At 45.2% G+C, this 25,090-nt stretch carries 20 protein-coding genes; 15 read left to right on the forward strand and 5 right to left on the reverse strand.

Annotation, left to right across the window (positions count from 1 at the left end):
- Positions 1-25 precede the first annotated feature (25 nt).
- The 3 genes from LSG34_RS07895 to LSG34_RS07905 form a co-directional block, all read right to left on the reverse strand.
- Entirely contained in the window at positions 26-1,606 is a 1,581-nt protein-coding gene (locus LSG34_RS07895; protein ID WP_233008283.1) for a Ppx/GppA phosphatase family protein, read from the reverse strand.
- Positions 1,603-3,723, reverse strand: a complete 2,121-nt coding sequence (gene ppk1 / locus LSG34_RS07900; RefSeq protein ID WP_233008284.1) for a polyphosphate kinase 1 — start codon at positions 3,721-3,723, stop codon at positions 1,603-1,605. Before ppk1 ends, LSG34_RS07895 begins: the two co-directional genes overlap by 4 nt.
- A 109-nt stretch (positions 3,724-3,832) precedes the next feature.
- The gene (locus LSG34_RS07905; protein ID WP_233008285.1) at positions 3,833-4,333 is read right to left on the reverse strand and encodes a glycine cleavage system protein R; all 501 of its coding nucleotides are present in this window, start codon (positions 4,331-4,333) and stop codon (positions 3,833-3,835) included.
- A 278-nt stretch (positions 4,334-4,611) separates the two neighbouring features.
- On the opposite strand from LSG34_RS07905, the gene LSG34_RS07910 reads away from it, so the two are divergent.
- From LSG34_RS07910 to LSG34_RS07945, 8 genes are all read left to right on the forward strand, one after another.
- Positions 4,612-5,592: a PstS family phosphate ABC transporter substrate-binding protein gene (locus LSG34_RS07910; RefSeq protein WP_233008286.1), complete on the forward strand. Its 981-nt coding sequence runs from the start codon at positions 4,612-4,614 to the stop codon at positions 5,590-5,592.
- A gap of 205 nt (positions 5,593-5,797) precedes the next feature.
- Complete coding sequence (locus LSG34_RS07915; protein WP_233008287.1) at positions 5,798-8,086, forward strand: ABC transporter permease subunit; 2,289 nt, start codon at positions 5,798-5,800, stop codon at positions 8,084-8,086.
- 15 nt (positions 8,087-8,101) lie between these two features.
- The gene (gene pstA, locus LSG34_RS07920) at positions 8,102-9,781 is read left to right on the forward strand and encodes a phosphate ABC transporter permease PstA (RefSeq protein WP_233008288.1); all 1,680 of its coding nucleotides are present in this window, start codon (positions 8,102-8,104) and stop codon (positions 9,779-9,781) included.
- Positions 9,782-9,954: 173 nt separating this feature from the next.
- On the forward strand, positions 9,955-10,767 hold the full coding sequence (pstB, locus tag LSG34_RS07925; protein ID WP_233008289.1) for a phosphate ABC transporter ATP-binding protein PstB: 813 nt from the start codon (positions 9,955-9,957) through the stop codon (positions 10,765-10,767).
- 26 nt (positions 10,768-10,793) lie between these two features.
- Positions 10,794-11,504 (forward strand): phosphate signaling complex protein PhoU, encoded by a 711-nt coding sequence (phoU, locus tag LSG34_RS07930; protein ID WP_233008290.1) that lies wholly within the window; start codon positions 10,794-10,796, stop codon positions 11,502-11,504.
- Positions 11,505-11,800: 296 nt separating this feature from the next.
- Positions 11,801-12,475: a TIGR00153 family protein gene (locus tag LSG34_RS07935; RefSeq protein WP_233008291.1), complete on the forward strand. Its 675-nt coding sequence runs from the start codon at positions 11,801-11,803 to the stop codon at positions 12,473-12,475.
- Between the two features lie 19 nt (positions 12,476-12,494).
- Positions 12,495-13,763 (forward strand): inorganic phosphate transporter, encoded by a 1,269-nt coding sequence (locus tag LSG34_RS07940; RefSeq protein ID WP_233008292.1) that lies wholly within the window; start codon positions 12,495-12,497, stop codon positions 13,761-13,763.
- 128 nt (positions 13,764-13,891) lie between these two features.
- A complete protein-coding gene (locus LSG34_RS07945) occupies positions 13,892-14,803 on the forward strand; it encodes a hydrogen peroxide-inducible genes activator (protein WP_233008293.1) in 912 nt (303 codons plus the stop codon).
- Between the two features lie 3 nt (positions 14,804-14,806).
- Here the strand turns inward: LSG34_RS07945 and LSG34_RS07950 are convergent, their stop codons facing one another.
- Positions 14,807-15,559: a hypothetical protein gene (locus LSG34_RS07950; protein WP_233008294.1), complete on the reverse strand. Its 753-nt coding sequence runs from the start codon at positions 15,557-15,559 to the stop codon at positions 14,807-14,809.
- A 180-nt stretch (positions 15,560-15,739) separates the two neighbouring features.
- On the opposite strand from LSG34_RS07950, the gene queA reads away from it, so the two are divergent.
- The 6 genes from queA (at position 15,740) to LSG34_RS07980 (ending at position 23,178) form a co-directional block, all read left to right on the forward strand.
- Positions 15,740-16,774 carry a tRNA preQ1(34) S-adenosylmethionine ribosyltransferase-isomerase QueA gene (queA, locus tag LSG34_RS07955; protein ID WP_233008295.1) on the forward strand — a complete coding sequence of 345 codons (1,035 nt, stop codon included), beginning with the start codon at positions 15,740-15,742 and terminating at the stop codon, positions 16,772-16,774.
- 271 nt (positions 16,775-17,045) lie between these two features.
- The gene (gene tgt / locus LSG34_RS07960; protein ID WP_233008296.1) at positions 17,046-18,179 is read left to right on the forward strand and encodes a tRNA guanosine(34) transglycosylase Tgt; all 1,134 of its coding nucleotides are present in this window, start codon (positions 17,046-17,048) and stop codon (positions 18,177-18,179) included.
- 46 nt (positions 18,180-18,225) lie between these two features.
- The gene (gene yajC / locus LSG34_RS07965; protein WP_233008297.1) at positions 18,226-18,564 is read left to right on the forward strand and encodes a preprotein translocase subunit YajC; all 339 of its coding nucleotides are present in this window, start codon (positions 18,226-18,228) and stop codon (positions 18,562-18,564) included.
- A 12-nt stretch (positions 18,565-18,576) separates the two neighbouring features.
- A complete protein-coding gene (gene secD / locus LSG34_RS07970; protein WP_233008298.1) occupies positions 18,577-20,427 on the forward strand; it encodes a protein translocase subunit SecD in 1,851 nt (616 codons plus the stop codon).
- Between the two features lie 9 nt (positions 20,428-20,436).
- The gene (gene secF, locus LSG34_RS07975; protein ID WP_233008299.1) at positions 20,437-21,378 is read left to right on the forward strand and encodes a protein translocase subunit SecF; all 942 of its coding nucleotides are present in this window, start codon (positions 20,437-20,439) and stop codon (positions 21,376-21,378) included.
- Between the two features lie 558 nt (positions 21,379-21,936).
- Positions 21,937-23,178: a malic enzyme-like NAD(P)-binding protein gene (locus LSG34_RS07980; protein WP_233008300.1), complete on the forward strand. Its 1,242-nt coding sequence runs from the start codon at positions 21,937-21,939 to the stop codon at positions 23,176-23,178.
- Between the two features lie 87 nt (positions 23,179-23,265).
- On the opposite strand, the gene metJ is transcribed toward LSG34_RS07980, so the two are convergent.
- On the reverse strand, positions 23,266-23,601 hold the full coding sequence (metJ, locus tag LSG34_RS07985) for a met regulon transcriptional regulator MetJ (protein ID WP_008900448.1): 336 nt from the start codon (positions 23,599-23,601) through the stop codon (positions 23,266-23,268).
- Between the two features lie 202 nt (positions 23,602-23,803).
- Between metJ and metB the strand changes: the two genes are divergently transcribed.
- The gene (metB, locus tag LSG34_RS07990; RefSeq protein WP_233008301.1) at positions 23,804-25,078 is read left to right on the forward strand and encodes a cystathionine gamma-synthase; all 1,275 of its coding nucleotides are present in this window, start codon (positions 23,804-23,806) and stop codon (positions 25,076-25,078) included.
- The last annotated feature ends 12 nt before the right edge of the window (positions 25,079-25,090 follow it).

A 25,090-nucleotide genomic window follows, 5' to 3' on the forward strand; every position in this document is an offset into this window, starting at 1 on the left:
CTTTTGCCTGTTGGGCGTTATGTGATTACTCCTCATCCAGATTGGATGGATCAAACCCCGGACTTTGCAAACTGCACTCTATTAAATAGGGGCAGTCGAGCACAAAGGCAATCTTTTTCAGATGCAATTGCTCCTGCTGGAGATCAGCAACCAATAAGGGCTGTTGCTCCAGCCATTCTTTAGGTAACTGCAGGCTAAGCTGCTGATTTTGGCCTTGTGCTTTGAGCTCTGGTAAAAAGTCGTCACGGCGTTTTTGATTCAGTAAAACGGCCAGCCGCAGCAGCACCAGTAGGGACACGACTGTGCTTGTGTTGTACAAATAAAATTGCGACAAATCTTCGCTTTTAATTTTGCGGCGGTGAGAGCGGACTAAGGTCGCAAGCAACTGCTGCTGTTCCTGGTTAAAGCCGGGCAAATTGGCATTTTTTAAAATATAAGACGAGTGACGCTGCACGCTGGAGGAATTGATGTGTAAACCAATTTCATAAACAGTGGCAGCCCAACTGAGTAAATCGGCCATTTCATCGGTCAATTGCCAGCTTGTCCGCAACTGAGCAAACAATTCCAGTGCAGTGCCGCGTACTCTGTCGGCCTGAGCTGTATCTATGCTGTATCTTTTAATCAGACTTTGAATGGTATGTTCGCGAATATCGTGATGATGCAGGCGGTCACTCATTTCATAGAGTACACCTTCGCGTAAGGCGGCATCGACATAATACATTTGTGAAATGCCAAGCATATTAAAAGCAGCGATCAGAATAGCTAAACCTGAACAAATCAGTAGCTTACGATCATCAGCCAAGCCAGGTAAATCCAGCTGCAGGCTATTTTCCTGTGCGATCAGCAAGTCTCTTAACTGCAGCAGGTGTTCGAGTTCAATACAAACCGGATGCCAGCCTAAACCGACAATAATATCGCGAATGGTTTTTATCGTGCCTGAAGTACCGACCGCCTGTTGCCAGCCGGTTTCACGGTAAGCTGAGACTATAGGCTCCAGTTCCTGTTCGGCCTGTAAAATGGCGCGTTCAAACTTCTTGGGACTGATGCGGCCACTCGGGAAATGAAACTGGGCATAGCTGACACAGCCCATATTACGGCTGGCCAGTTTGAGCGGCTGAAAGCCTTCACCTATAGCAAACTCAGTACTGCCACCGCCAATATCCATCACCAGTCGACGGCCCTGATAATGTTCAAAATGGGCCACACCCTGATAAATAAAACGAGCTTCTTCCTGACCTGAAATCACTTCAATAGGAAAAGGGAATACAGCCTGAGCACGGCGTAAAAACATAGAACTGTTTTTCGCCCTTCTTAAAGTGTACGTGGCTATAACACGCACTGACTCTGTCGGAACAGGTTTTAAGGTATCAGCAAACTGTGCCAGTACAGCAAGACCGCGTAACATGGCTTCTTCAGTCAGCAGTAAATCTTCTGTTAAACCCTCAGCCAGCTGGACTTTTTGTTTTTCACGGTGTAACAGCTGCAAAGCGCCATCCACCACGCGAGCTATCACCATATGAAAGCTGTTCGAGCCTAAATCAACAGCCGCCATATAAGCGGCTTTTTGTGTATCGCTAGTAGCGTCTGCGCTGGTCCAGTGGATCATGTTCCGGCCTGAGTGGATTGCTGCAACTGAGCAAAATAATCGTAGATTTCCTGTTGGGAGCGAATGCTACGCTTATTGCCTCTTTTTACATAGTGGTTGCTTTGATCTTTATCAATAATCCGCGCCTTCACATTGTCATGCCACTGAATATCCAGCGTGGTCATGATTTGCTGTTTAATAGCCGCATCATAAATAGGCACACCTACTTCCACCCGCTGATCCAGGTTACGGGTCATCCAGTCGGCTGATGAGATATACAAATCAGTGTCACCACCATTGTTAAATACATAAACCCGGGCGTGTTCAAGGTATCTGTCCAGCACACTTAATACATGGATATTGTCGCTGCGGCCTTTAACGCCAGGAATTAGCGAACACATACCCCGTACCATAATACGGATCTTCACACCGGCCATACTGGCTTTATAGAGTAAATCAATGATCTGATTATCAACCAGGTTATTAATTTTCAGCGTAATTTCAGCTTTACGACCGGAAGTGGCAAAACTGGTTTCCCGCTCTATCAGGGCACTGAGTTTAGGACGGCTCCAGGTTGGGGAGACAATCAAATGGTTAAACTGGAAAGGTTTGTAGCTGTACTGAATAAATTCAAACACCTGATCCACTTCATCACAAATTTCACTGTGGCAGGTGAATAAGCTCATATCGGTATAAATGCGGGCCGTTTTTTCGTTAAAGTTACCAGTGCCTATATGGGCAAACTTCACGGTTTTGCCTTTTTCCTGGCGGGTGATTAAACACAGCTTGGAGTGAATTTTTAAGGTTTGCAGGCCAAAGATCACTTCAATACCAGCTTCAGTCATGCGCCGTGCCCAGTTGATATTATTTTCTTCATCAAAACGGGCTTTGAGTTCAACCACTACTGTGACCTGTTTACCGTTACGCACAGCATCCAGTAAAGAACGAATGACCCGTGAGTTTTTTGCCACTCGGTACATGGTCATTTTGATAGTGGTGACTTTAGGGTCAAAGGAGGCCTGACGCACCCACTCGGTGAAATAGCCAAAGCTATGATAAGGGTAATACAGCAGAATGTCGCAGGTGCGTATCGCTTCAAAGCTGGTGGTATGACGCTCAAATTCCGGACTTTTTAATACCGGCATGGCTGGGAACTCTAAAGAGGGATGGCCAATATTTGGAAAACCAATAAAGTCTTTAAAGTTACGGTACTTACCGCCTGGAATTAAGGAGTCATAAGAGCTGTAGCCGAGTAATTTTTTCAGCATTTTCAACATATGCTCAGGCATATGGCTGTCGTACACCATACGGACAGGTTCAGATTTTAAGCGCTGCTTGATACCCTTGGACATTTTGTCGATCAAGGACTGGTCCAGCGTATCGCTGATATTGTATTCGGCGTCACGGGTCAGTTTCAGTGAAAAGGCCTGAATTTCGCAGAAGTCAAAAAAGCCGTTAAACAAGTCTTTTAAACAGTGCACTATGATGTCGTCGAGCAAAATAATCTGCCGGCGGTAGCGGCCTTTCTTTTTGCTTTTATTTAAATGCAGCGGCAGTTCAACAAAACGTGACATCACACCAGTAGGCACCTGCACTATGGCGTATTCGGCTTTATTAGAGCCGGTCATCTCCACCATCAGGTAGGTCGCGTTGTCTTCTAAATGCTTGGCCAGTTTCACTTCTTCGGCCGACAGGATAATAGGCGATAAATGCCGCTGTATTTCACTGCGGTAAAAACTTCTGGCCCACTGCGCCTGAGCATCAGTCAGCTTAAAATTATCAATCAGCTCAATATTATGTTTACGTAGTTCTTGTTGTAAGTCGTCATAAATTTTATTAAAACGCTCACCCATATGTAACACAATATTCTGAATATCATGCAGCAACTGCTCGGCATCTTCCTGCTCGTTCGCATGGTATTTTTTCAGCAGGATACGGCGTTTCACGTCCGCTACCCGGACCCGGAAAAACTCATCCATGTTATTGGAATAAATACCTAAAAAACGTAAACGTTCAATTAAAGGGTTACGTTCGTCAGCTGCTTCCTGCAGTACACGGCCATTAAATGACAACCAGCTTAATTCGCGGGGAAAATAATTCGTATCGCTCACAGTATGTATTAGCTCTGTAATGACCATAACGCGCTCCTGATCGGGTTCTGGAGCTACTCTATGGCAGTTTTATGACAGACTGATGAAAGGATCAAGGGCTTGATCCTCTATTACAGAAATATTTTTTTCAGAGAATTTAGTGTTCAATATCAACCACTACGTCAGATGCTATAGCCTCAAGAGCTTTGACGACTTCATCTTTATTCAGACCTGCAGGCAGTTCTACTGTAGCTATCGCATGAAACAAAGGTACTCCCCAGTTGGGCGCACTTTGTTTAGAGCTTTCAAAGTGGATAATATTAGCGCCTTTGTGTTTGATCACGCTGGATAGCTCACGCACTATGCCGGGTCTGTCGTTGCCTGTGATGACAAATTGCAGCTGTTTATCCAGATGGACTTCAGAGTGTAAGCCTTGCTGAATTTTAATATCCAGATCAGCCATACGTTCCAGTTCTGTTGTCAGTGCAAACAGATGTTCTTCAGGGACTTCCAGCTGCAATATACCCGCGAAGTAACCACCTAAGTGACTTAAGTTACTGGCCATCCAGTTGCCCTGATGACTGGCAATGACTGTGGCGAGTTGTTCTACTAAACCTGCTTTATCTTGACCTATAACGGTTAAAATCAACTGCTTCATACAACCTTACTCCCGGAAACGGCGGAAAACTGATAAAAATGCAAAACACCTTTTGAAAAACAGTGGGTTAGCCAGATTTGGCTTACCCCATTGTAGACCCCTGGCCAATTTTTGACAGTCAAGTCGTCGCAATTCTCCTGACAAATTCAAAAAAACTTATCTCGCTTAAAAGATGTTCTTTTATTTCGTCATATTAATGTCATATTTCTTTCTTATGATGAGCCTCAGAAAACAACCTGAACCACGAACAGGCATTTGTCTGTTGTGAGGAGAGCAACGTGAAAGTAGCAAAGTTATTAACTTCTTTAAGTCTGATCGCAGCCACTTTAGGCCTGACAGCTCAGGCAGCCATTATCGAAGCCGACCCTAAATTACCAGCTTATGTAAAAGCGACTGGTGTTTCAGGCAACATTTCAAGCATTGGTTCTGACACCTTAAACAACCTGATGACCAAATGGGCTGAAGAATTCCGTAAGCAATACCCGAACGTGAATATCCAAATTCAGGGCGCCGGTTCTTCTACAGCTCCTACAGCTTTAACTGAAGGCACATCAAACTTCGGCCCAATGAGCCGTGCGATGAAACCATCAGAAGTGCAGGATTTCGAAGCCAAGTACGGTTATAAGCCAATGGCTATTCCTGTAGCTATCGATTTGTTAGCTGTATACGTGAACAAAGACAACCCGTTAAAAGGTCTGACTATTGCTCAGGTGGATGCTATTTTCTCTGCAACCCGTAAATGTGGTTACAAAGAAGATGTGACACGTTGGGGCCAGTTAGGCATGGAAGGCGCATGGGCGAACCGTGATTTTACTGTGTACAGCCGTAACGCTGTTTCTGGTACTTATGGTTACTTTAAAGACGTTGCTTTATGTGGCGGCGATTTTAAATCCAGCATCAACGAACAGCCAGGTTCAGCTTCAGTAGTGCAGGGCATCAGTGAGTCTATCAACGGTATCGGTTACTCAGGTATCGGCTATATCACATCAAGCGTACGTGCTTTACCTTTAGCGAAAAAAGAAGGCGAGCCGTTTTATGCACCAAATGCAGACCACGCTTTAGATGGTAAATATCCGTTATCACGTTTCCTGTACGTTTATGTCAACAAGCACCCAAACAAAGAAATGCTGCCTTTAGAGCGTGAATTTGTTCGCTTCGTACTGTCAAAAAATGGCCAGGACGTAGTAGCTCATGACGGTTATGTGCCAGTACCAGCTTCAGTAGCAGCTAAAGCTCTGGCTGACTTAGGTATTAAATAAGCTAGTATGACAAAAACAAGGCACCGTAAGGTGCCTTGTTTGTTTCTGATAGTCACAGCTATGGCTGTTTTATTGATTCCAGACGATGGAATTTTTTGCATTTCAAATGTGTCATTTATATGACAAAAAACCACTCTGTAATATTTCCGTCATAAAACTCTACTATAGTTGCCAGCATCTTAAAGTAACTGGTGGTATCGCAACTATGCACTCAACCCATCCAAGTCAGCAGTCAGCCGGTGATTCACCGCGTTCTTTGCTGCCAACTGGTGAACGTCGGGCCCGATTACGGCGCTGGCGTGCTATTAAAGATAAAATCTCCAAATATGGTATCAGCTTCGCCGGCATCAGTGTGGTGCTGGCTTTTGCTACTATATTTGTTTATCTGTTTTCTGAAGTAGGGCCTTTGTTTTCTTCTGCTTCAGTGGAGCAGAAAACCAGCTACCAGAGCCCTGCGGCGCAACCGCTGCACAGCAATATTGAACGTTATGGTGAAGTAGGTTTAACCATTACATCAGATGCGAAGCTGCAATTTTTTAATGCAGACACTGGTGCGCTGACCCAGGAAGTGCAACTTGCTTTGCCTGCTAATGTCACTGTGACCGCTTTTGGTAAAGCAGACCCTCGCACTGGTACCATCATTTTAGGTTTATCCAACGGCCAGGCTTTAATAGCCAAACACGAATACCTGTTGAGCTACCCAAATGATAAACGTCAGGTTAATCCTAAGGTTAGCTTCCCGCTAGGTGAAGCGCCTGTGCAGGTAGACGCTCAGGGCAAGGCTTTATTGGCTGTCGCCATTCAGGAAAAAGACGAAAACCGGATGCTAAGTGCTTACACTGCTGATGGCCGTTTAGTGCTGTCGAATATGGTGGCTGAAACTGTGTTCCTGACAGGTGAAACTACAGTAGTCCGCACCGATTACACCCTGCCGGATGCACCAGCTTCAGCGAGTAAGGTACTGATTGATAATACCTTTCAGAACTTGTTTGTTGCTGATAAGACAGGGCATATTCATTATTACGCCATTAATAATCCAGAGCAGGCGCGTTTAGTTCAAAGCGTAAATGCCGTTTCATCAGGTTCACAAATTACCGCCATGGAGTTTCTGGTGGGTACTGTGTCTCTGGTGGTGGGCTCATCTAAAGGCGAGCTGAGTCAGTGGTTTTTAGTGCGTGATCAGCACAACAACTTCGACTTAAAACAAATCCGTGACTTTGAACAGCACCCTGGTGCTATCACTCAAATTGAATCTGAATACTCCCGCAAAGGCTTTATGGCCATAGATGACAAAGGTCATTTAGGCATTCATTACGGTACTTCAGCCCGCACTTTATTTTTAGAAAGCTTTGATGATGGCTTGGTGGCAAAACAAATTGCTATATCGCCAATCAATACTAATTTCCTGATGCTGGATGACAAAGGTCAGATGCATAAGTTTGAGCTGGAAAATGCGCACCCTGATGTGTCTTACACTGCACTGTGGAACGAAGTCTGGTACGAAGGTCGCGATGAAGCCCGTTATATTTGGCAAGCCTCTGCTGGTTCTGATGAGTTTGAAGCCAAAATGAGCATGGTGCCGCTGGCTATTGGTACCTTAAAAGCGGCTTTTTTTGCCATGTTATTTGCCACTCCGCTGGCGATTATGAGCGCTATTTACGTAGCTTATTTTATGACTCCTGTCTTGCGCGGCAAAGTCAAACCTACCATCGAAATTATGGCGGCATTGCCTACGGTAATTTTGGGTTTCCTGGCTGGTTTATGGTTAGCGCCTTTTATTGAAGAATATTTAAGTGCTGTATTCGCCATCTTGTTCCTGATGCCATTTATGATGCTCGCTGCAGCTTATCTGTGGCGTTATATGCCTGAATCTATCCGTAACCGTTTTGGCTTAGGCTGGGAAGCGGCGTTTTTAGTGCCTGTGATTATCCTGTTTGGTTATCTGGCTATCAGTGCCAGCCCAATGATTGACAACACCTTTTTTGATGGCAGCTTACGCCAATGGTTTACCGACAATGGCATTAACTACGACCAGCGTAATGCGCTGATTGTAGGTATAGCCATGGGTTTTGCTGTTATTCCAAATATCTTCTCTATTGCTGAAGATGCGATTTTTAACGTGCCTCGCCATTTAACTCAGGGCTCTTTAGCTTTGGGGGCGACACCATGGCAAACCATGGTGGGTGTCGTGTTACCAACGGCCAGTCCTGGTGTGTTCGCTGCGGTGATGGTGGGTTTTGGCCGTGCTGTGGGTGAAACCATGATAGTGCTGATGGCAACAGGTAACAGCCCTGTAGTGAACTTTAATATCTTCGAAGGTATGCGTACTTTATCCGCCAATATAGCGGTTGAGCTTCCTGAAACAGCGGTAGGCAGCACTCACTTCCGTGTGTTGTTCCTGGCAGCGCTGGTGCTCTTTGTATTTACCTTTGTATTTAATACCCTCGCCGAAGTCATACGGCAGCGTTTACGTCAACGCTTCAGCAATCTGTAATTAAGGGGCACTTTGATGAAATCTTTATTTGGCGTAAGAGCCTGGTTCAGATCAGGGACTCCCTGGATTTGGTTAAACGCCGGTGCCATCGCCTTGTGTCTGGTGATGGTAGTGGGTGTGTTGGGTTTGATTGTGGTGCGTGGTGGCAGTCATTTCTGGCCTGCGGATTTACAGCAGACGGAATGGACACCTGAATCTGGTCAGAAAAAAGTTATTATGGGCGAATTAGTTCGCGCTGAAACAGTATCTGCTGTGATGCTGCGTGAATCGGGCGCTACAGTACCGGCAGAACTGGAGGCGGTAACCCGTTATCTGGTGAAAGTGGGTAACCGCGATGTATATGGCCGTGATTTCTCCTGGTATATGGATTATGAAATCACCGGTTGGTCAGTGCCAGAAGGTGCTATTGCACTGGAACGTCGTGAACGTGGTAACTTTTATGGTTTTCCGCTGAAATTAACTGAAGGCGACAAACTGATTGCTGAAGGTGTGGCCATGTGGCCAGAGCTGTTGCAACGGGTTGAACGCGCCAACGCTATCTTCCAGCAAATGAAAGATATCGAAAAAAATGACATCAGCCGCATCAACAATCAGATTGAAGAGTTGCGTTTAACTGAACGCCGTCTGGTGTTGGACCAAGTGTCAGATGCAGAACTTGCGGAGTTTAAAGCTCAGGCTGCTGCAGAAAACAAAATTCTGAGCGATGAATACGAAGTGATACAGCAAAAACTGGATCAACTGCGCGCTGAATCTAATCGTGACACCTTGATTGCACGTACAGCTGAAGGTCGTGAAGTCACTGTGTCACTGGCAAATATTGTTAATGCTTATGCACCTAACGATATGTCGGTCTGGCAAAAAACCAAACATTATGTCGGTGGCATTGGCAACTTCCTGACTGAAGAGCCACGTGAAGCCAATACCGAAGGCGGTATTTTCCCGGCCATTTTTGGTACTGTCACTATGGTTATTTTAATGGCCATTATCGTCACGCCTTTTGGTGTGCTGGCAGCCATTTACCTGCGTGAATATGCCAAACAAGGTCCGCTGTTGAAGATTATCCGGATTTCGGTATACAACCTGGCTGGTGTACCTTCAATCGTTTATGGTGTCTTTGGTTTAGGTTTCTTTGTTTACATTATGGGTGGCAGCATAGATCAACTGTTTTACCCTGAAGCTTTACCAAGCCCGACTTTTGGTACTCCGGGTTTATTCTGGGCTTCGTTAACGCTTGCGCTGTTGACCTTGCCTGTGGTCATTGTATCCACAGAAGAAGGTTTATCCCGTATTCCAAGTACTATTCGTATGGGTAGTCTGGCGTTGGGTGCAACGAAATCTGAGACCTTATGGAAAGTCGTAGTACCACTGGCTACTCCGGCTATGATGACAGGCTTAATTTTGGCTGTGGCTCGCGCTGCAGGTGAAGTAGCTCCGCTGATGCTGGTTGGTGTGGTGAAGTTAGCTCCTACTTTACCTATAGATGGCAACTTTCCCTTTGTTCATTTAGACCAAAAAATTATGCACTTAGGTTTCCATGTGTTTGATGTGGGTTTCCAGAGTCCAAACGTTGAAGCCTCGCGTCCTTTACTCTATGCAACAGCACTGGTGCTGGTGCTATTGATTGTGGTGCTGAATATGGCGGCTATTTATATGCGTAACAGATTACGTGAGAAATACCGCAGCGATACAGATTAGAAACCAAGATTTTTATAACCGAGTAGCTTGGAGTTGCAGGGAGGCGACAAGTGAGCGAGAACCCAGGAGCATAGTAATCCTATGTGACTGGGGCGAGTAGCGCAGTCAACAATGCTGCAGCTTCAAGGACGACGGTTATAAGCTGACCCCAATTTCATAGAATGGTAACGAAGATGAATCAAGATAAATTAACAGCTCCACCAGTAGAAACCGAATTGAAACTGTCGGATGAAAAAATCAAACTTCAGGTCAATGATCTGAAGCTGTACTACGGTGATGCGCTGGCATTAAAAAGCGTCAATATGACGATCCCGGAAAAACGCGTTACTGCTTTTATCGGTCCTTCAGGTTGTGGTAAATCCACTCTGCTGCGCTGCTTTAACCGGATGAACGACTTAGTGGATATCTGTCGTATTGAAGGTCAGATTTTAATGGATGGCCAGAACATTTATGACCCGAAAATTGACGTAGCAGAGCTTCGCCGTCAGGTCGGCATGGTATTCCAGAAACCTAATCCGTTTCCAAAAAGCATTTATGAGAACGTGGCTTATGGCCTGCGTCTGCAAGGTGTAAAAGACAAGCGTATTCTGGATGAGGTGGTCGAAACTTCATTAAAAGGCGCTGCCTTGTGGAATGAAGTAAAAGATCGTTTACATGACAATGCCTTTGGTTTATCAGGTGGTCAGCAGCAACGTTTGGTCATTGCCCGTGCTATCGCAATAGAACCAGAAGTGTTATTGCTTGATGAACCAGCCTCAGCTTTGGATCCAATTTCCACGCTGAAAATTGAAGAGCTGATTTATGAGCTGAAAGATAAATACACTATTGTGATTGTTACCCACAATATGCAACAGGCTGCCCGTGTATCCGACTATACTGCCTTTATGTATATGGGTGATTTAATTGAGTTTGATGCCACCAATAAGATGTTTACCAATCCATCGCAGCAACAAACTGAAGATTACATCACAGGCCGTTTTGGTTAACGGATTAGCCCCACGAGGAGAGAGCGATGGACAAAATGAATTTAACGAAGCACATTTCCAGCCAGTTCAACGAAGAAATTGAACAGGTTCGCAACCATGTGATGGCGATGGGCGGCTTAATCGAGCAACAACTGGCGGATGCGCTGAACGCTATTGCCAGCAGTGATGCTGAGTTAGCCCGTCAGGTGATTGCCAACGATTTAAAGGTGAACGACTGGGAAATTAAAATTGACCACGAGTGCACCCGTATTATTGCCAAGCGTCAGCCTGCAGCCAGTGATTTACGTTTGATTATGGCGATTATCAAAACGATTTCTGATTTAGAACGTATTGGTGATGAAGCTGAACGTATCGCTAAAGTGGCGCTGGAGTCCTTTAACAGTGCGCAGCAAGACTTGCTGGTCAATCTGGATAATATGGGCCGCCATGTCGCGCAAATGCTGCACGATGTATTAGACGCTTTTGCCCGTATGGACGTGGAAGCGGCTTTAGCTGTGCACCGTGAAGATAAAAAAGTAGACCGTGAATACGAAGCCATCACCCGTCAGTTAATGACTTATATGATGGAGGATCCACGTTCTATTCCTAAAATCATGAACGTATTGTGGTCAGCCCGTTCGATGGAACGTATCGGCGATCGTTGCAAAAACGTCGCTGAATACATCGTATTTCTGGTGAAAGGCAAAGATGTGCGCCATGCTGATGATGAAAAATTAGAGCAAGACGCGCGTAGTTAAAAAACTACCCCATAAAGTTGTCATAAAAGCCTGATAAAACCTATGTTTTATCAGGCTTTTTATACTCTGCTATCCTGGCGCATTCCGGCCAGTGGGCAGAGCCACTGGCGTTCAGCCGGGCATTGCCAAACTATTGGCAATGCTGTTTCCGGCTTCACCCTTCGGGCCAGCTAAAGCTGTTAAAAATCGTTCCAGACGATTTTTTATTTTGTGGCTGTTTAATAAGTTTTTATTACACTTTGATTGCAGTACAATGCGCGCCGGTTTTCATTAACTCAACAGCAAGAGGCACACTTATGCCAAATCACTTTTTGGCGGTTTTTGCGAAATCACCAATCAAGCCTTTAGAAGAACACATCAAGAAGGTATTTGATGCCAGTCTGTTATTACTGCCGTTTTTTGACGCAGTATTTTTAAAGGATTGGGAACAGGCGGCTGAAGTTCGTAAGGCACTTGTAGCGTTAGAAAAGGATGCTGACAAATTAAAGCGTGATATCCGTGTGCATTTACCACGTGGATTGTTTTTACCTGTAGACAGAACGGACTTGTTAGAGCTGGTTTCTCAGCAAGATAAAATTGCTAACAAAGCCAAAGATATTACCGGCCGTGTTTTAGGTCGTGAGTTAGAAATTCCTGCCCCTATTCAGGTGGAATTTAAGGCGTATTTACAGCGTTGTATCGACGCAGTTGAATTAGCCTGTGAAGCAATCAACGAGCTGGACGAGCTGCTGGAAACTGGTTTCCGTGGTCGTGAAGTCGAGTTGGTGATCAAAATGGTTGAACGTATCGACGAAATTGAACACGACACTGACCAGCTGCAAATCAGTCTGCGCAAGTATGTACGCAAAGCTGAAGCCGAAATGAATCCGGTTGATGTGATGTTCCTGTACCGTACTTTGGAATGGGTTGGCGATTTAGCTGATTCAGCCTTAAAAGTAGGTTCACGTCTTGAAATCATGTTAGCTCGTTAATTCTCAAGGTAATTCAACGATGGAAATTATTTCTCAATACGGCTTATTGCTGATTATTATTGCCGCTTTATTTGGCTTTTTTATGGCCTATGGTGTAGGGGCGAATGACGTTGCCAACGCTATGGGGACTTCTGTTGGTTCTAAAGCTTTAACTCTGAAACAGGCTCTTATTGTTGCTGCAATTTTTGAAGCGGCCGGTGCCTGGTTGGCTGGTGGTGAAGTGACTTCCACTATCCGCAGCGGCATAGTTGATGCTGAAGCCTTTAAGGCTGTGCCTGAATTGCTTGTGTACGGCATGATTGCATCTTTATTAGCTGCTGGTACCTGGTTATTGGTAGCAAGCCATTTTGGCTGGCCTGTCTCTACTACTCACTCTATTGTTGGCGCTATCATTGGCTTCGCTTCTGTTGGCGTAGGGATGGAATATGTACGCTGGGATGAAGTCAGTAGCATAGTAGGCAGCTGGGTTGTTACTCCTGTGCTGGCTGGTATTCTGGCATATCTGATCTTTATGAGTGCGCAGCGCCTGATTTTTGATACAGATAATCCACTCGAAGCCGCTAAAAAATACGTGCCTTTCTATATGGTGTTCGCTGCTTTTATGATGGCTTTTGTGACCGTCAGCAAAGGCTTAAAACACGTAGGTCTGCACCTGACATCCACTGAAGGTTTCATGTTGTGTGTAGCCATCGCTTTAGTGGTAGGTATCATTGGTAAAATCGCCATTAGTCGCCTGAAAATCGACCCGGAAGCTGACAAAGAAATGCATTTTAATAACGTAGAGCGTATCTTCGGTATTCTGATGATTTTCACGGCCTGTTGTATGGCTTTCGCTCATGGTTCAAACGATGTAGCTAACGCTATAGGACCTTTGGCTGCAGTCGTGGGTATCATTCAGTCCGGTGGTCAAATTCTGGATAAAGTGTCTTTGGCCTGGTGGATTTTACCTTTAGGTGCCATTGGTATAGTGATTGGTCTGGCAACTTTAGGCGCCAAAGTGATCCGCACTATAGGTGAAAACATTACTCACCTGACCCCAAGCCGCGGTTTTGCTGCTGAAATTGCAGCAGCCAGTACAGTGGTGATTGCCTCTGGTATAGGTTTACCTATTTCTACCACTCAAACTTTAGTGGGTGCTGTTTTAGGTGTGGGCATGGCCCGTGGTATAGCTGCGCTGAACCTTGGGGTTATCCGTAACATCTTTATTTCATGGGTTGTTACTTTGCCTGTAGGTGCTGGTTTAGCTATCGTATTTTTCTATATCATCAAAGCGATTTTTGGCGCCTGATGTTAACTGTAGTTAGATAAAAATCCCGGCTTTATGCCGGGATTTTTTTATTATTTTAAATGTCACTTTGCTTTTGGGAGCTATTCGCTTAAATTGGTTTTAATTGAGTTTAGTCATCGGAATAAAAGATGAAACGCGTACCCAGTATCAAACAGCTGCAGTATTTGCTTGCCTTGCATGAACATCAGCATTTTGGCCGTGCCGCCGAAGCTTGTTATATAGGTCAGTCGACCTTAAGCGCTGCTATTGCCAACTTAGAAGAAACCATGAATGCGCAGCTATTGGAGCGTGATCATAAAACCTTTATTTTTACCCCCTTGGGTGAAGATGTGGTACGTCAGGCCCGTTATATAGTGGAGCAGTGTGAAGAACTGACTGAATTCGCCAAATGTCAGGGCAAGCCAATGGCTGGGCCTTTGCGTTTAGGTTGTATTCCTACCATTGCACCTTTTGTGCTGAGTGAAGTGATGGCTTTGGCCCGTGAGCGTTTTCCTGAACTGCAATTATTGCTGAGGGAAGACACGACGGAAAACTCCTTACAGTCATTGATTGAAGGCCGTCTGGATTTAGTGCTGTTAGCTCTGCCTTATGACACCGGCACTTTGCATACCGAAGTGCTGGCGCAGGATGCCTTTAAACTGGTACTGCATAAAGACTGGCTGGACCGTGGTTTTCAGCAGGATATCAGCCAGTGGCCAGATGAAAGTATCTTCCTGCTGGAGCGTGAGCACTGTATGACAGGTCATGCGGTAAAAGCTTGTGAGCTGGATGATAACCGCAAAGTAAATCCGTTTTTCGCCACTAGTTTGCATACCTTAAGCCAAATGGTAAATAACAAGCTGGGTGTGACTTTTATGCCCCAGATGGCGATCAACAGTGGTTTATTGCGGGGGACCGAACTGGTCGCGCAAAAACCGAGTTCAGGTCAGGCCTACCGGGATATAGGTATCGCATGGCGTCCTACGTCCAGTAAATTACGCAGTTACCGTCAGATGGCGCAGTTAATCACAGAAGTTTTGCAGCAAAAATGCAGTGATTAAAGATTAATCTAGTGTGGGTAAGGTCAGTTGTGGGTAGTCACGGTAAAACTGTTTCAACTGACCTGTTTTATATAAATCGATAAAACGTCGATCCCAGATTTCTTTAAATGAACGTCCAGCCTCATTATCCGCAAAAGCCAGATAAATAGGATCTTTTAACAGTTCTTTGTATTCCAGAGGTTGCAGCTTCATTGGCGTTTCGCCTTGCAAGTATTGTTGCAACTCACTTTTTTCCGCCAGATAAATATCAATTCTCCTGTTTTTAACCAGTTCCAGTCCTTGTTTTATATCCAGCACTTCGTAACCTTTTTCCTTTAAACCTAAAACCAGATGTAAGTCATAGGCCAGATCCCAGGCTAGTTTATGTTGTTTTAGCTGTTCCAACCTGGGGGGCGCTGTGTGTTCAGGGTGATAAATTGCCACAATTAAATCAAAATCAAAAGGATGAGCAGAGAGCAGTACTGAGTTGTGTTGCTTTATCGATTCATGCGCTGACAGGCCTGGTACCATATGATGCTTACCTTGTTGTACCAGAGCTATGGCTCGGCCGTAATTACTAAAATGCCATACCAGTTGTACTTGTTCTTTTGGGTAAATCAGCCGGAACAAATTGGCGTAAGCACCAGAGCCATCTGCATTGGTAAAACCAGGCCAGACAGGTGTACTGATGTGAAGCTCTGCTGGGTTTTTTTGCTCTGCCATGACGGGTTGCAACACTAAAAAACAAAACAGCAGCAAACTCAGGCGGTAGGTCATCCGTTGTAATCTCTGGACTTTTCCAAAGCTTAGCTGAAATTTCGCTCATTGCTTGTCAAAGGAAAAATAGCTTGTGTTGAAAAAAACATCTTTGTAGACTGCCGCCGCGCTGTAAAAGCGCACCTAGTGTCGGCTTCAATGCCGATTTGATACAGTTTGTCGGTAAAGCGGACTAGACATATGCAAGTAAAAGATTTCTCCTTCGAGCTGCCAGAGCAGCTGATCGCACGTTTCCCTAAGGCTGAACGTTCCAGCAGTCGTTTATTAAAAATGCAGCGCCAGACTGGTGAGTTATCCCATCTGGTGTTCACTGATTTATTGGCTCAACTTAATAGCGGCGATCTATTGGTATTTAACAATACCCGCGTTATACCAGCCCGTTTATTTGGTCAAAAAGAGTCAGGTGGCAAAGTCGAAATTCTGGTGGAGCGGGTACTTGATAGCCAGCGCTTTTTAGCTCATGTGCGCGCCAGTAAAGCGCCTAAACCAGATACTATTATTCTGGTCGATGACAACACAAAGCTGAAAATGCTGCAGCGTCACGATACCTTATTTGAGTTGGAGCTGCTGGGCGAAGAACCTTTGTTGGTGATGCTGGACAGGCTGGGGCATATGCCGCTGCCTCCTTACATAGACAGACCTGACAGTGACGAAGACAAACAACGTTATCAGACGGTGTATAACCAAAAACCTGGTGCTGTAGCTGCACCCACTGCGGGTTTACATTTTGATGAGCCTTTATTGGCTGCATTAAAAGCCAAAGGAGTCGAGTTTGCTTATGTCACTTTGCATGTCGGGGCTGGTACTTTTCAACCAGTGCGGGTAGACAATGTGTTGGACCATCAGATGCATGCTGAATACATCGAAGTGGATCAGGCTGTGGTGGATGCAATTCACGCCTGTAAAGCCCGCGGTAACAGAGTGGTTGCTGTCGGGACTACGTCGGTGCGTTCACTGGAGTCTGCTGCTCAAATCGCATTACAGCAAGGCAAAAACTTACAGCCATACAGCGGTGATACCAAAATTTTTATCTACCCAGGTTACCAGTTCCAGGTGATTGATGGCTTAGTGACTAACTTCCATCTACCTGAATCCACTCTGATTATGCTGGTCAGCGCCTTTAGTCAAAAGGACTATGTGATGCAGGCCTATCAAACCGCTATAGAGCAGCAGTATCGCTTTTATTCATATGGCGATGCGATGCTGATCCTGTAAATTTTCCTCAATCGATCGTAGGGGCGGGTCTTGTACCCGCCCGTCTATTAATAGCGCGATGTCCATCGGCGGGTTGGGGCAAGCCGCAACCCCTACAACCCCTCCGACCTCCAATTGCAATTCAATCTCACGCGGTTTAGCCGCGCCCATTTCGATGTAGCGTCAAGTACAAAGGCTATACCGCTTTAAGGGTGGGGTTTGGCCTTATCTTCTGCTACAATCGGGCGCGAAAAAAGCCGGACTGTTTTTCTGGCTGATACTGAGGTAGAACGTGAAATTTGAATTATTAAAAACCGACGGTAAAGCCCGTCGTGGCCGTCTTGTATTCGAGCGCGGCATTGTTGAAACTCCTGCATTTATGCCAGTGGGCACTTATGGCACAGTCAAAGGTATGACACCTGAAGAACTGGATGCGACAGGTGCACAGATCTGCTTAGGCAATACCTTCCATTTAATGCTGCGTCCAGGTACTGAAATCATCAAAAAACATGGTGATTTGCATGACTTTATGAACTGGCACAAACCTATTTTGACCGACTCTGGTGGTTTTCAGGTGTTCAGTTTAGGTGAACTACGCAAAATTAAAGAAGAAGGTGTGACCTTCCGCTCGCCGCTGAATGGCGAAAAAATCATGTTAACTCCTGAGCGTTCTATGCAGGTGCAACGTGATTTGGGCTCAGACATAGTGATGATTTTTGACGAATGTACGCCGTACCCAGCGACTGAGCAGCAAGCGAAAAAGTCGATGGAAATGTCTTTGCGCTGGGCCAAACGCAGTAAAGATGAGCATGGTGATAACCCGTCTGCGCTGTTCGGTATTATTCAAGGTGGAATGTATCCACAGCTGCGTGATATCTCTTTGCAAGGCCTTGAAGAGATTGGCTTTGATGGGTATGCCATTGGAGGTTTATCTGTTGGTGAGCCGAAAGAGGATATGATTAAAATTCTTAATCACACCACAGGCCAGATGCCGCAGCACAAGCCACGGTATTTAATGGGTGTGGGTAAACCAGAAGACATAGTGGAAGCGGTGCGCCGTGGTATTGATATGTTTGACTGTGTGATGCCAACCCGTAATGCCCGTAATGGTCATTTGTTTGTCAGCACTGGTGTGATTAAGATCCGCAACGCCAAACACAAAGATGATCCATCTACTTTAGATGCAGAATGTGATTGCTACACTTGTAAAAATTATTCTCGGTCATATCTACACCATCTGGACAGATGCAATGAGATTTTGGGCGCTCGCTTGAATACCATGCACAACTTGCATCATTATCAGAAATTAATGCAGGGCTTACGTGCAGCTATAGCTGAACAAAAGCTGGAAGACTTTGTGGCTGAGTTTTACCAGAAACGGGGTATGGAAGTACCTCCGCTGGAAGCTAGCCTTACAGAACAATAAGATTTCATTTTTAAAACTTTTAATTAAAAACTTTAGGGGACATGTTATGAGTTTATTTATTTCTAATGCACACGCTAGCGCACCAGCTGCAGCACCTGCTGGTGGCGGCTGGGATTTACTGATTATGCTGGTGGCCTTTGGTCTGATCTTCTATTTCCTGATCTACCGTCCACAAGCTAAACGCGTAAAAGAGCATAAAAACCTGATGTCGGCATTAGGCAAAGGTGACGAAGTATTAACACAAGGTGGTTTAGTTGGCCGTATCGCCAAAATTGCTGACGATAAAGACTTTGTTGCTATCGCATTAAACGATACCACTGAAGTGACAGTGCAGAAATCTGCTATCGCTGCCGTACTGCCGAAAGGCACGATGAAATCACTGTAAAAGGATTTTAATGTGTTAAACCAGAACTCCATCTGGCGGTACTTATTGGTGATCATCGTGATGGGCGTCAGCATGCTGTACGCCCTACCGAATTTATATCCCAATGATCCGTCCTTACAAATCAGTGCGACCCGTGGTGCTGATGTCACTCAGCAAACTGTGGAACAACTGCAAAAATCTTTTACTGAACAAGGTTTAACACCTAAATCTGCTGTATTGGAAAAAGGCCAGGTGCTGGTTCGTTTTTTAAACACAGAAGATCAGTTGAAGGCTCGTGAAGTTGCCAATGATACTCTGGGCGATAACTTCGTTACTGCGTTAAATTTGGCTCCGGCTACACCAGCCTGGCTGGATGCTATAGGTGCAGCACCAATGAAATTGGGTCTGGACTTACGTGGTGGTGTGCATTTCCTGATGGAAGTGGACATGAAAACCGCGATGGAAAAAAACGTCAACGATTTAGTGCTGCTCTACCGCACAGATTTACGTGAAGCCAAAGTACGTTACCGTGCAGTGACTGCTGATGTGCCGAATTTAAAGGTGAATCTGAGTTTCCGTACCGCCGAAGATTTAGCTGCTGCTAAAACCTTATTAAGTGGTAAAGACCGGGATATGACCTTTACTGAAACTGACGATCTGACGCTGACCGCTGGTTTTAGTGAAATCAAAATAAAAGCCTTACGTGAAGATGCGGTAGCACAAAACATCACGATCATCCGTAACCGCGTCAATGCCATTGGTGTAGCTGAACCTCTAGTGCAACGTCAGGGCGCTGAACGTATTGTGGTTCAGTTACCAGGTGTACAGGATACGGCTCGTGCCAAAGAAATTTTAGGTGCAACAGCCACTCTTGAATTCCGTATGGTGGATGAAGCAGGTGATTTACAAAGTGCGATAGATGGCCGTGTACCTCCTAATGCTCAGTTGTATAACGACCGTCAGGGTCGTCCTGTATTACTGCAAAAACGCGTGATGCTGACAGGTAACCATATTATTGGTGCCAACAGCAGCTTCGACGAATACAGCCGTCCTCAGGTGAATATCGATTTGGATGCGAAAGGCGGTAATACCTTCTCGCAAGCCACTAAAGAAGCTATTGGTAAGTCGATGGCAACCGTATTCATTGAATACAAACCAACAGATAAAAAAGATGCACAGGGCCGCACTATTCTTGAGAAAAAAGAAGAAGTGATTAACGTCGCCACTATTCAGGCGCGTTTAGGTCGCAGCTTCCGTATCACTGGTGTGGACAGTCCTGCTGAAGCACAAAATCTGGCACTGTTATTACGTGCAGGTGCTTTGATTGCTCCTATTCAAATTGTAGAAGAACGCACCATAGGCCCAAGTCTGGGTCAGGAAAACATTGAGCTGGGTACCAACGCTATCATGTGGGGTATGTTGCTGACTGTGATCTTTATGGCAATTTACTACAAAGGCGTAGGTATGGTGGCCAATCTGGCTTTGGCCTGTAACGTGGTATTGCTGATAGGCGTATTGTCTATGGTGCCTGGCGCTACTCTGACTTTACCTGGTATGGCCGGTATCCTGTTGACCATAGGTATGGCGATTGATGCCAACGTGTTGATTAACGAGCGTATTCGTGAAGAATTGGCGAATGGTCGTTCTGTACAGCAAGCCATTCACGAAGGTTATAACAGAGCTTTTGCTACTATTACCGACTCCAACATCACTACTTTCTTAGTGGCGATCATCCTGTTTGGTTTGGGTTCTGGCCCGGTGAAAGGTTTTGCCGTGACTTTAGCCTTAGGTATTATCACTTCTATCTTTACCGCTGTGACCGTATCAAGATTGTTTGTCAATCTGATCTGGGGTGGCCGTAAAGTTGAAAAGTTACCGATATAAGGAATTATGATGAAGTTTCTTGATTTTAAAGAACCGCTCAACTTTATGCGTTTCAAATCGCCGGCCATCATTATTTCTTTGTTGTTGGTGTTGGGCTCGTTATTCAGCATCTTTACTAAAGGTATTAACTTTGGTCTGGATTTTACCGGCGGTATAGTGGTTGAAGCTGGTTTTGAGCAACAGGCCGATTTGCCAAAAATTCGCACTGCTTTAGCAGCCGATGGTTTTCCTGATGCAATAGTGCAATATTTTGGTACTTCAACTGAAGTAATGATCCGCATTGCGCCACGCGATGATGTTGAACAGGCTGTGGTGGGAGAGCAGATTATTGAGTCTATTCAAAAAGTGGAAGAGGGCGAGGTAACCAAGCGTCGCGTTGAAAACGTGAGTGCTTCAGTAGGTGACGAGCTAAAAGAAGACGGTATGTTGGCTTTATTGGCCTCTTTTATCGGCATCATGATGTACGTCGCTTTCCGCTTTGAATGGCGTTATTCAGTAGGTGCTGTGCTTGCGTTAATTCACGATGTGATTGTGACTATGGGGATGTTTTCGATTACGGGAATGGAGTTTGATTTAACTGTGCTGGCAGCCTTGTTAGCGCTGGTGGGTTATTCCATTAACGATACTATTGTAGTATTTGACCGTATCCGGGAGATGTTCCGTAAGCTGCGTGAAGCCTCAGTCGAAGAGACGGTGAACGATGCAATTACCTCCACACTGAGCCGTACTACTATTACCTCTGGCACTACAGCATTGTCATTAGTGGCACTGTTTTATTTAGGTGGTCCGTTGTTACACGGTTTTGCGGCAGCTCTGTTATTTGGTATTGCCATTGGTACTTATTCTTCAATTTACGTAGCAAGCTCTATTGCTGTGTTATTAGGCGCAAGCCGCGAAGATTTGTTACCTGAAGTGATTGAAAAAGAAGGCGAAAATACACCTTCTCTTTAATTCTTTAAATGGTAGCAGCAACTAAAGGCCGGTTTCCGGCCTTTAGTTTTTAGAAGAGAAAAAATTTATTCTGCATAAACTGTTTGCTTGTTATTTACCCATCTATTTGTTCATCTATTTGATATTAATCATTTTATTTACTGAATTTTTTCCTCGATTGCATGGCTAAGCAATTTTTTGTCAAAACTATCCGGCTAAAGATGGCATAAAACTGCATGCTTTATCATTTTGCACCATCTGGTCTGATCAGTTTCATTTTAGCGCTTGGCGCACCTCATAAAACTTGTTATAAAAGACGTGTAGAGCTCCACTGTTGAAGTTTTCGGCAGTCTGTTCCTGACAGGTTTACCCTACAAAAATACCTGACGGAACAATGAAAACAGCAGAGTGAGTTCTGCTAAACAGTAACTTGTTACTGGTACGATCTGAAAATTAGTAGTTCTAAAGGAGGGTGTTGCTCTTTAGAATGAGCCACCTTTTGGGTTGCACCACAACTCATAGCAAATAGAAGAAAATAGCCCACAGGGCATACTTACCTACTCATGGAACCTCTTACCTATGTCAGACTTTCGAGAACAGGCGCTGAAGTATCACGCCGAACCTAAACCAGGCAAAATCAGTATTGAAATCAGTAAACCAGCTGAAACCGTCAGAGATCTCGCGTTGGCTTACAGCCCTGGTGTGGCTGAGCCTGTGCGTGAAATTGCCAATAATATTGATGATGTCTACAAGTACACAGGCAAAGGCAATCTGGTGGCTGTGATCAGCAATGGCACAGCTATTTTAGGTTTAGGTAACTTAGGCCCTATGGCCTCTAAACCAGTGATGGAAGGCAAAGCCTTGTTGTTTAAACGTTTTGCTGGATTGGACTCCATCGACATCGAAGTAACTCACCGCACTACAGAAGAGTTTATCGATACTGTGGCCAATATTGCCGATACCTTTGGTGGTATTAACCTTGAAGATATTAAATCGCCTGAATGTTTTGAAATCGAAAAAGAGCTGATCAGACGCTGCAATATTCCGGTATTCCATGACGATCAGCACGGCACAGCTATTGTTACTGCGGCAGGCTTATTGAATGCGCTGGAAATTCAGGGCAAAGACATCAGTAAAGTCGTTATTGTTTGCTTAGGCGCTGGCGCTGCTGCTATTGCCTGTATGGAGCTGCTGATCAAATGTGGTGCAAAACGCGAACATATTTATATGCTCGACACCAAAGGCGTGATCCACACCCGTCGTAATGACTTAAATAAATACAAAGAGCTGTTTGCGAATAACACCGACAAACGCACGCTGGAAGATGCAATGGATGGCGCTGATGTATTTGTTGGTGTATCTGGACCTGATGCCTTGCCAGCCGAAGCCTTAAAACTGATGGCGGACAAGCCGGTGATTTTTGCCTGCTCGAACCCGGATCCGGAAATTAAACCTGAACTGGCGCATGCCCAGCGTAGCGATTTAATTATGGCGACAGGCCGATCGGATTACCCGAATCAGGTCAACAACGTCTTGTGTTTCCCATTTATTTTCCGCGGTGCTTTGGACGTGCGCGCCAAAGTCATTAATGATGAGATGAAATTGGCAGCTGTACATGCGATTCGCGCTATCGCCAAAGAGCCGGTGTCGCAGGCAGTTTTGACAGCTGCTCAGGTTGAGTCGCTGGAGTTTGGTGCACAGTATATTATTCCAAAGCCAATGGACCCACGTTTATTATCCCGTGTCGCCCGCGCAGTGGCAGAAGCAGCTGTGGCATCAGGAGTGGCGCGTTTGCCAATGCCTGAAAACTATATGCAGTAAATAAAAAGGGGTCAGAACTTTAGTTCTGACCCCTTATCTGAGCTAATCAGCTGATTTGTGGGTCAGAGCCAAGGCTCTGACCCAGTATTACTCTTCGTCTGAATCCGCTTCCTGGATCACAGGAATTGGCTTACCCATACTGGTTAAAATGTTACGCACTTCCACTGGAATTTGATGTGGATTGTCTTTGCGTAAATCTTCATCTGCCGGCAAAGGCTGACCAGTGAACGCATGCAAAAAAGCTTCACATAATAATTCGCTGTTGGTGGCATGACGCAGGTTGTTTACCTGGCGGCGGGTTCTTTCATCTGTTAACACTTTCAATACGTTCAACGGGATAGAGACTGTAATCTTTTTCACCTGTTCGGACTTCTTTCCGTGTTCCGCATAAGGGTGAACATACTCACCATTCCACTTTGCCATAGGGATACCTTGATTGAATTTAGTTATATGGTCTGCTGACCTTTGCTACGTTGCGCACGTAATTGGACGAAATTTTACTTCTTTATACTCCCGAGTACAAACTCTGCGCAAGATTTAATAGTACAGACGTCTAAATGTTTTGACTTCTTATTTTTGCTGAGTATACTTTTAGACGTCTAAACATCTAAATTTGAGGTTTTTTATGAGCAAACAACACTCAGCCACAGTAGCTGCCCGCGCCGGAATAGCGCAGGACTCTGCATATGGTGCTGTTACGCCGCCTTTGTATTTAACCTCAACTTATGAACTCAAAGCCTTTAAGCAGCCTGGCAAATACGATTATTCACGCTCGAATAACCCAACAAGGGATTTGTTAGGCGATGCGTTGGCAGAGTTGGAAGGTGGTGCCAAAGGTTTAATTACCGGCACTGGCATGTCCGCTTGTCTGCTGGCGCTGCAACTGATTGGCCCGGAAGATACCTTAGTGATCCCCCATGATTGTTATGGTGGCAGTTATCGTTTATTCCTGAATTTAGCTAATCGCAAAAAAGCTTTTAAGCTGGTTGTGGTGAACTTCCAGCAAACCGACTGGGCAGAACAAATTAAAGCAGCGCAGCCTAAAATGATTTGGGTCGAAACGCCAAGTAACCCATTGCTGCAAATTACTGATGTCAAAGCCGCTGCAGAGCTGGCAAAAACACTGAATGCGATTTTGGTGGTGGATAACACGTTCTTATCACCAGCTTTGCAAAACCCTATAGCTTTGGGTGCTGACATAGTGGTTCATTCCACGACCAAATTTATTAATGGCCACAGCGATATCATAGGTGGTGCTTTAATTGCTAAAGATGCTGCGGTGGGGGACGAGCTGAAATGGTGGGCGAATTGTTTAGGTGTAACAGGTGGCGCTTTTGATGCGTATCAGACCCTACGTGGCCTGCGCACTTTATTACCCCGTATTAAACAACATCAGCACAATGCAGAGCTGGTGGTGGATTTCCTGCAAAAACAGCCACTGGTGGGTCGTGTCTATTACCCTGGTTTAAAAGATCATCCAGGCCATGCCATTGCCAAAGCACAGCAGCACGGTTTTGGTTCCATGCTGAGTTTTGATCTGGCTGCCGATGAGGCCTATTTAGCGGTATTTTTTGAAGCCTTGCAGTGTTTCACTTTGGCTCAGTCTTTAGGTGGCATTGAAAGCTTAATTTGTCACCCTGGTTCTATGACTCATGCTTCTTTGGATGCAGCCACACAAAAAGCCGCTGGCATAGGCCCGACTTTAATTCGTTTATCTGTGGGTATTGAAGAAGCCCAGGATTTAATAGCCGATCTGGCTCAGGCTTTTGCTGCTGTAGATGCAGCGGTAAAGCAAAACACTAAAACACAAAAGGTTCTGTCAGAGCCTGCAACCGCAGACAAAGCAAAAGACGAACAGCAGCAATTCAGATTAAACCCAGCACTTAGCGTGTTGTGGTAAGTAGTGGTGAGT

Source organism: Rheinheimera faecalis (assembly GCF_021290965.1).
Lineage (GTDB): Bacteria > Pseudomonadota > Gammaproteobacteria > Enterobacterales > Alteromonadaceae > Pararheinheimera > Pararheinheimera faecalis.

Bases quoted from the DNA above. Each gene is read 5' to 3' on its own strand.
- LSG34_RS07895 (WP_233008283.1), bottom strand. From the start codon at position 1,606: ATGATCCACTGGACCAGCGCAGACGCTACTAGCGATACACAAAAAGCC.
- ppk1 (WP_233008284.1), bottom strand. From the start codon at position 3,723: ATGGTCATTACAGAGCTAATACATACTGTGAGCGATACGAATTATTTT.
- LSG34_RS07905 (WP_233008285.1), bottom strand. From the start codon at position 4,333: ATGAAGCAGTTGATTTTAACCGTTATAGGTCAAGATAAAGCAGGTTTA.
- LSG34_RS07915 (WP_233008287.1), top strand. From the start codon at position 5,798: ATGCACTCAACCCATCCAAGTCAGCAGTCAGCCGGTGATTCACCGCGT.
- pstA (WP_233008288.1), top strand. From the start codon at position 8,102: ATGAAATCTTTATTTGGCGTAAGAGCCTGGTTCAGATCAGGGACTCCC.
- pstB (WP_233008289.1), top strand. From the start codon at position 9,955: ATGAATCAAGATAAATTAACAGCTCCACCAGTAGAAACCGAATTGAAA.
- phoU (WP_233008290.1), top strand. From the start codon at position 10,794: ATGGACAAAATGAATTTAACGAAGCACATTTCCAGCCAGTTCAACGAA.
- LSG34_RS07935 (WP_233008291.1), top strand. From the start codon at position 11,801: ATGCCAAATCACTTTTTGGCGGTTTTTGCGAAATCACCAATCAAGCCT.
- LSG34_RS07940 (WP_233008292.1), top strand. From the start codon at position 12,495: ATGGAAATTATTTCTCAATACGGCTTATTGCTGATTATTATTGCCGCT.
- LSG34_RS07945 (WP_233008293.1), top strand. From the start codon at position 13,892: ATGAAACGCGTACCCAGTATCAAACAGCTGCAGTATTTGCTTGCCTTG.
- LSG34_RS07950 (WP_233008294.1), bottom strand. From the start codon at position 15,559: ATGACCTACCGCCTGAGTTTGCTGCTGTTTTGTTTTTTAGTGTTGCAA.
- queA (WP_233008295.1), top strand. From the start codon at position 15,740: ATGCAAGTAAAAGATTTCTCCTTCGAGCTGCCAGAGCAGCTGATCGCA.
- yajC (WP_233008297.1), top strand. From the start codon at position 18,226: ATGAGTTTATTTATTTCTAATGCACACGCTAGCGCACCAGCTGCAGCA.
- secF (WP_233008299.1), top strand. From the start codon at position 20,437: ATGAAGTTTCTTGATTTTAAAGAACCGCTCAACTTTATGCGTTTCAAA.
- LSG34_RS07980 (WP_233008300.1), top strand. From the start codon at position 21,937: ATGTCAGACTTTCGAGAACAGGCGCTGAAGTATCACGCCGAACCTAAA.
- metJ (WP_008900448.1), bottom strand. From the start codon at position 23,601: ATGGCAAAGTGGAATGGTGAGTATGTTCACCCTTATGCGGAACACGGA.
- metB (WP_233008301.1), top strand. From the start codon at position 23,804: ATGAGCAAACAACACTCAGCCACAGTAGCTGCCCGCGCCGGAATAGCG.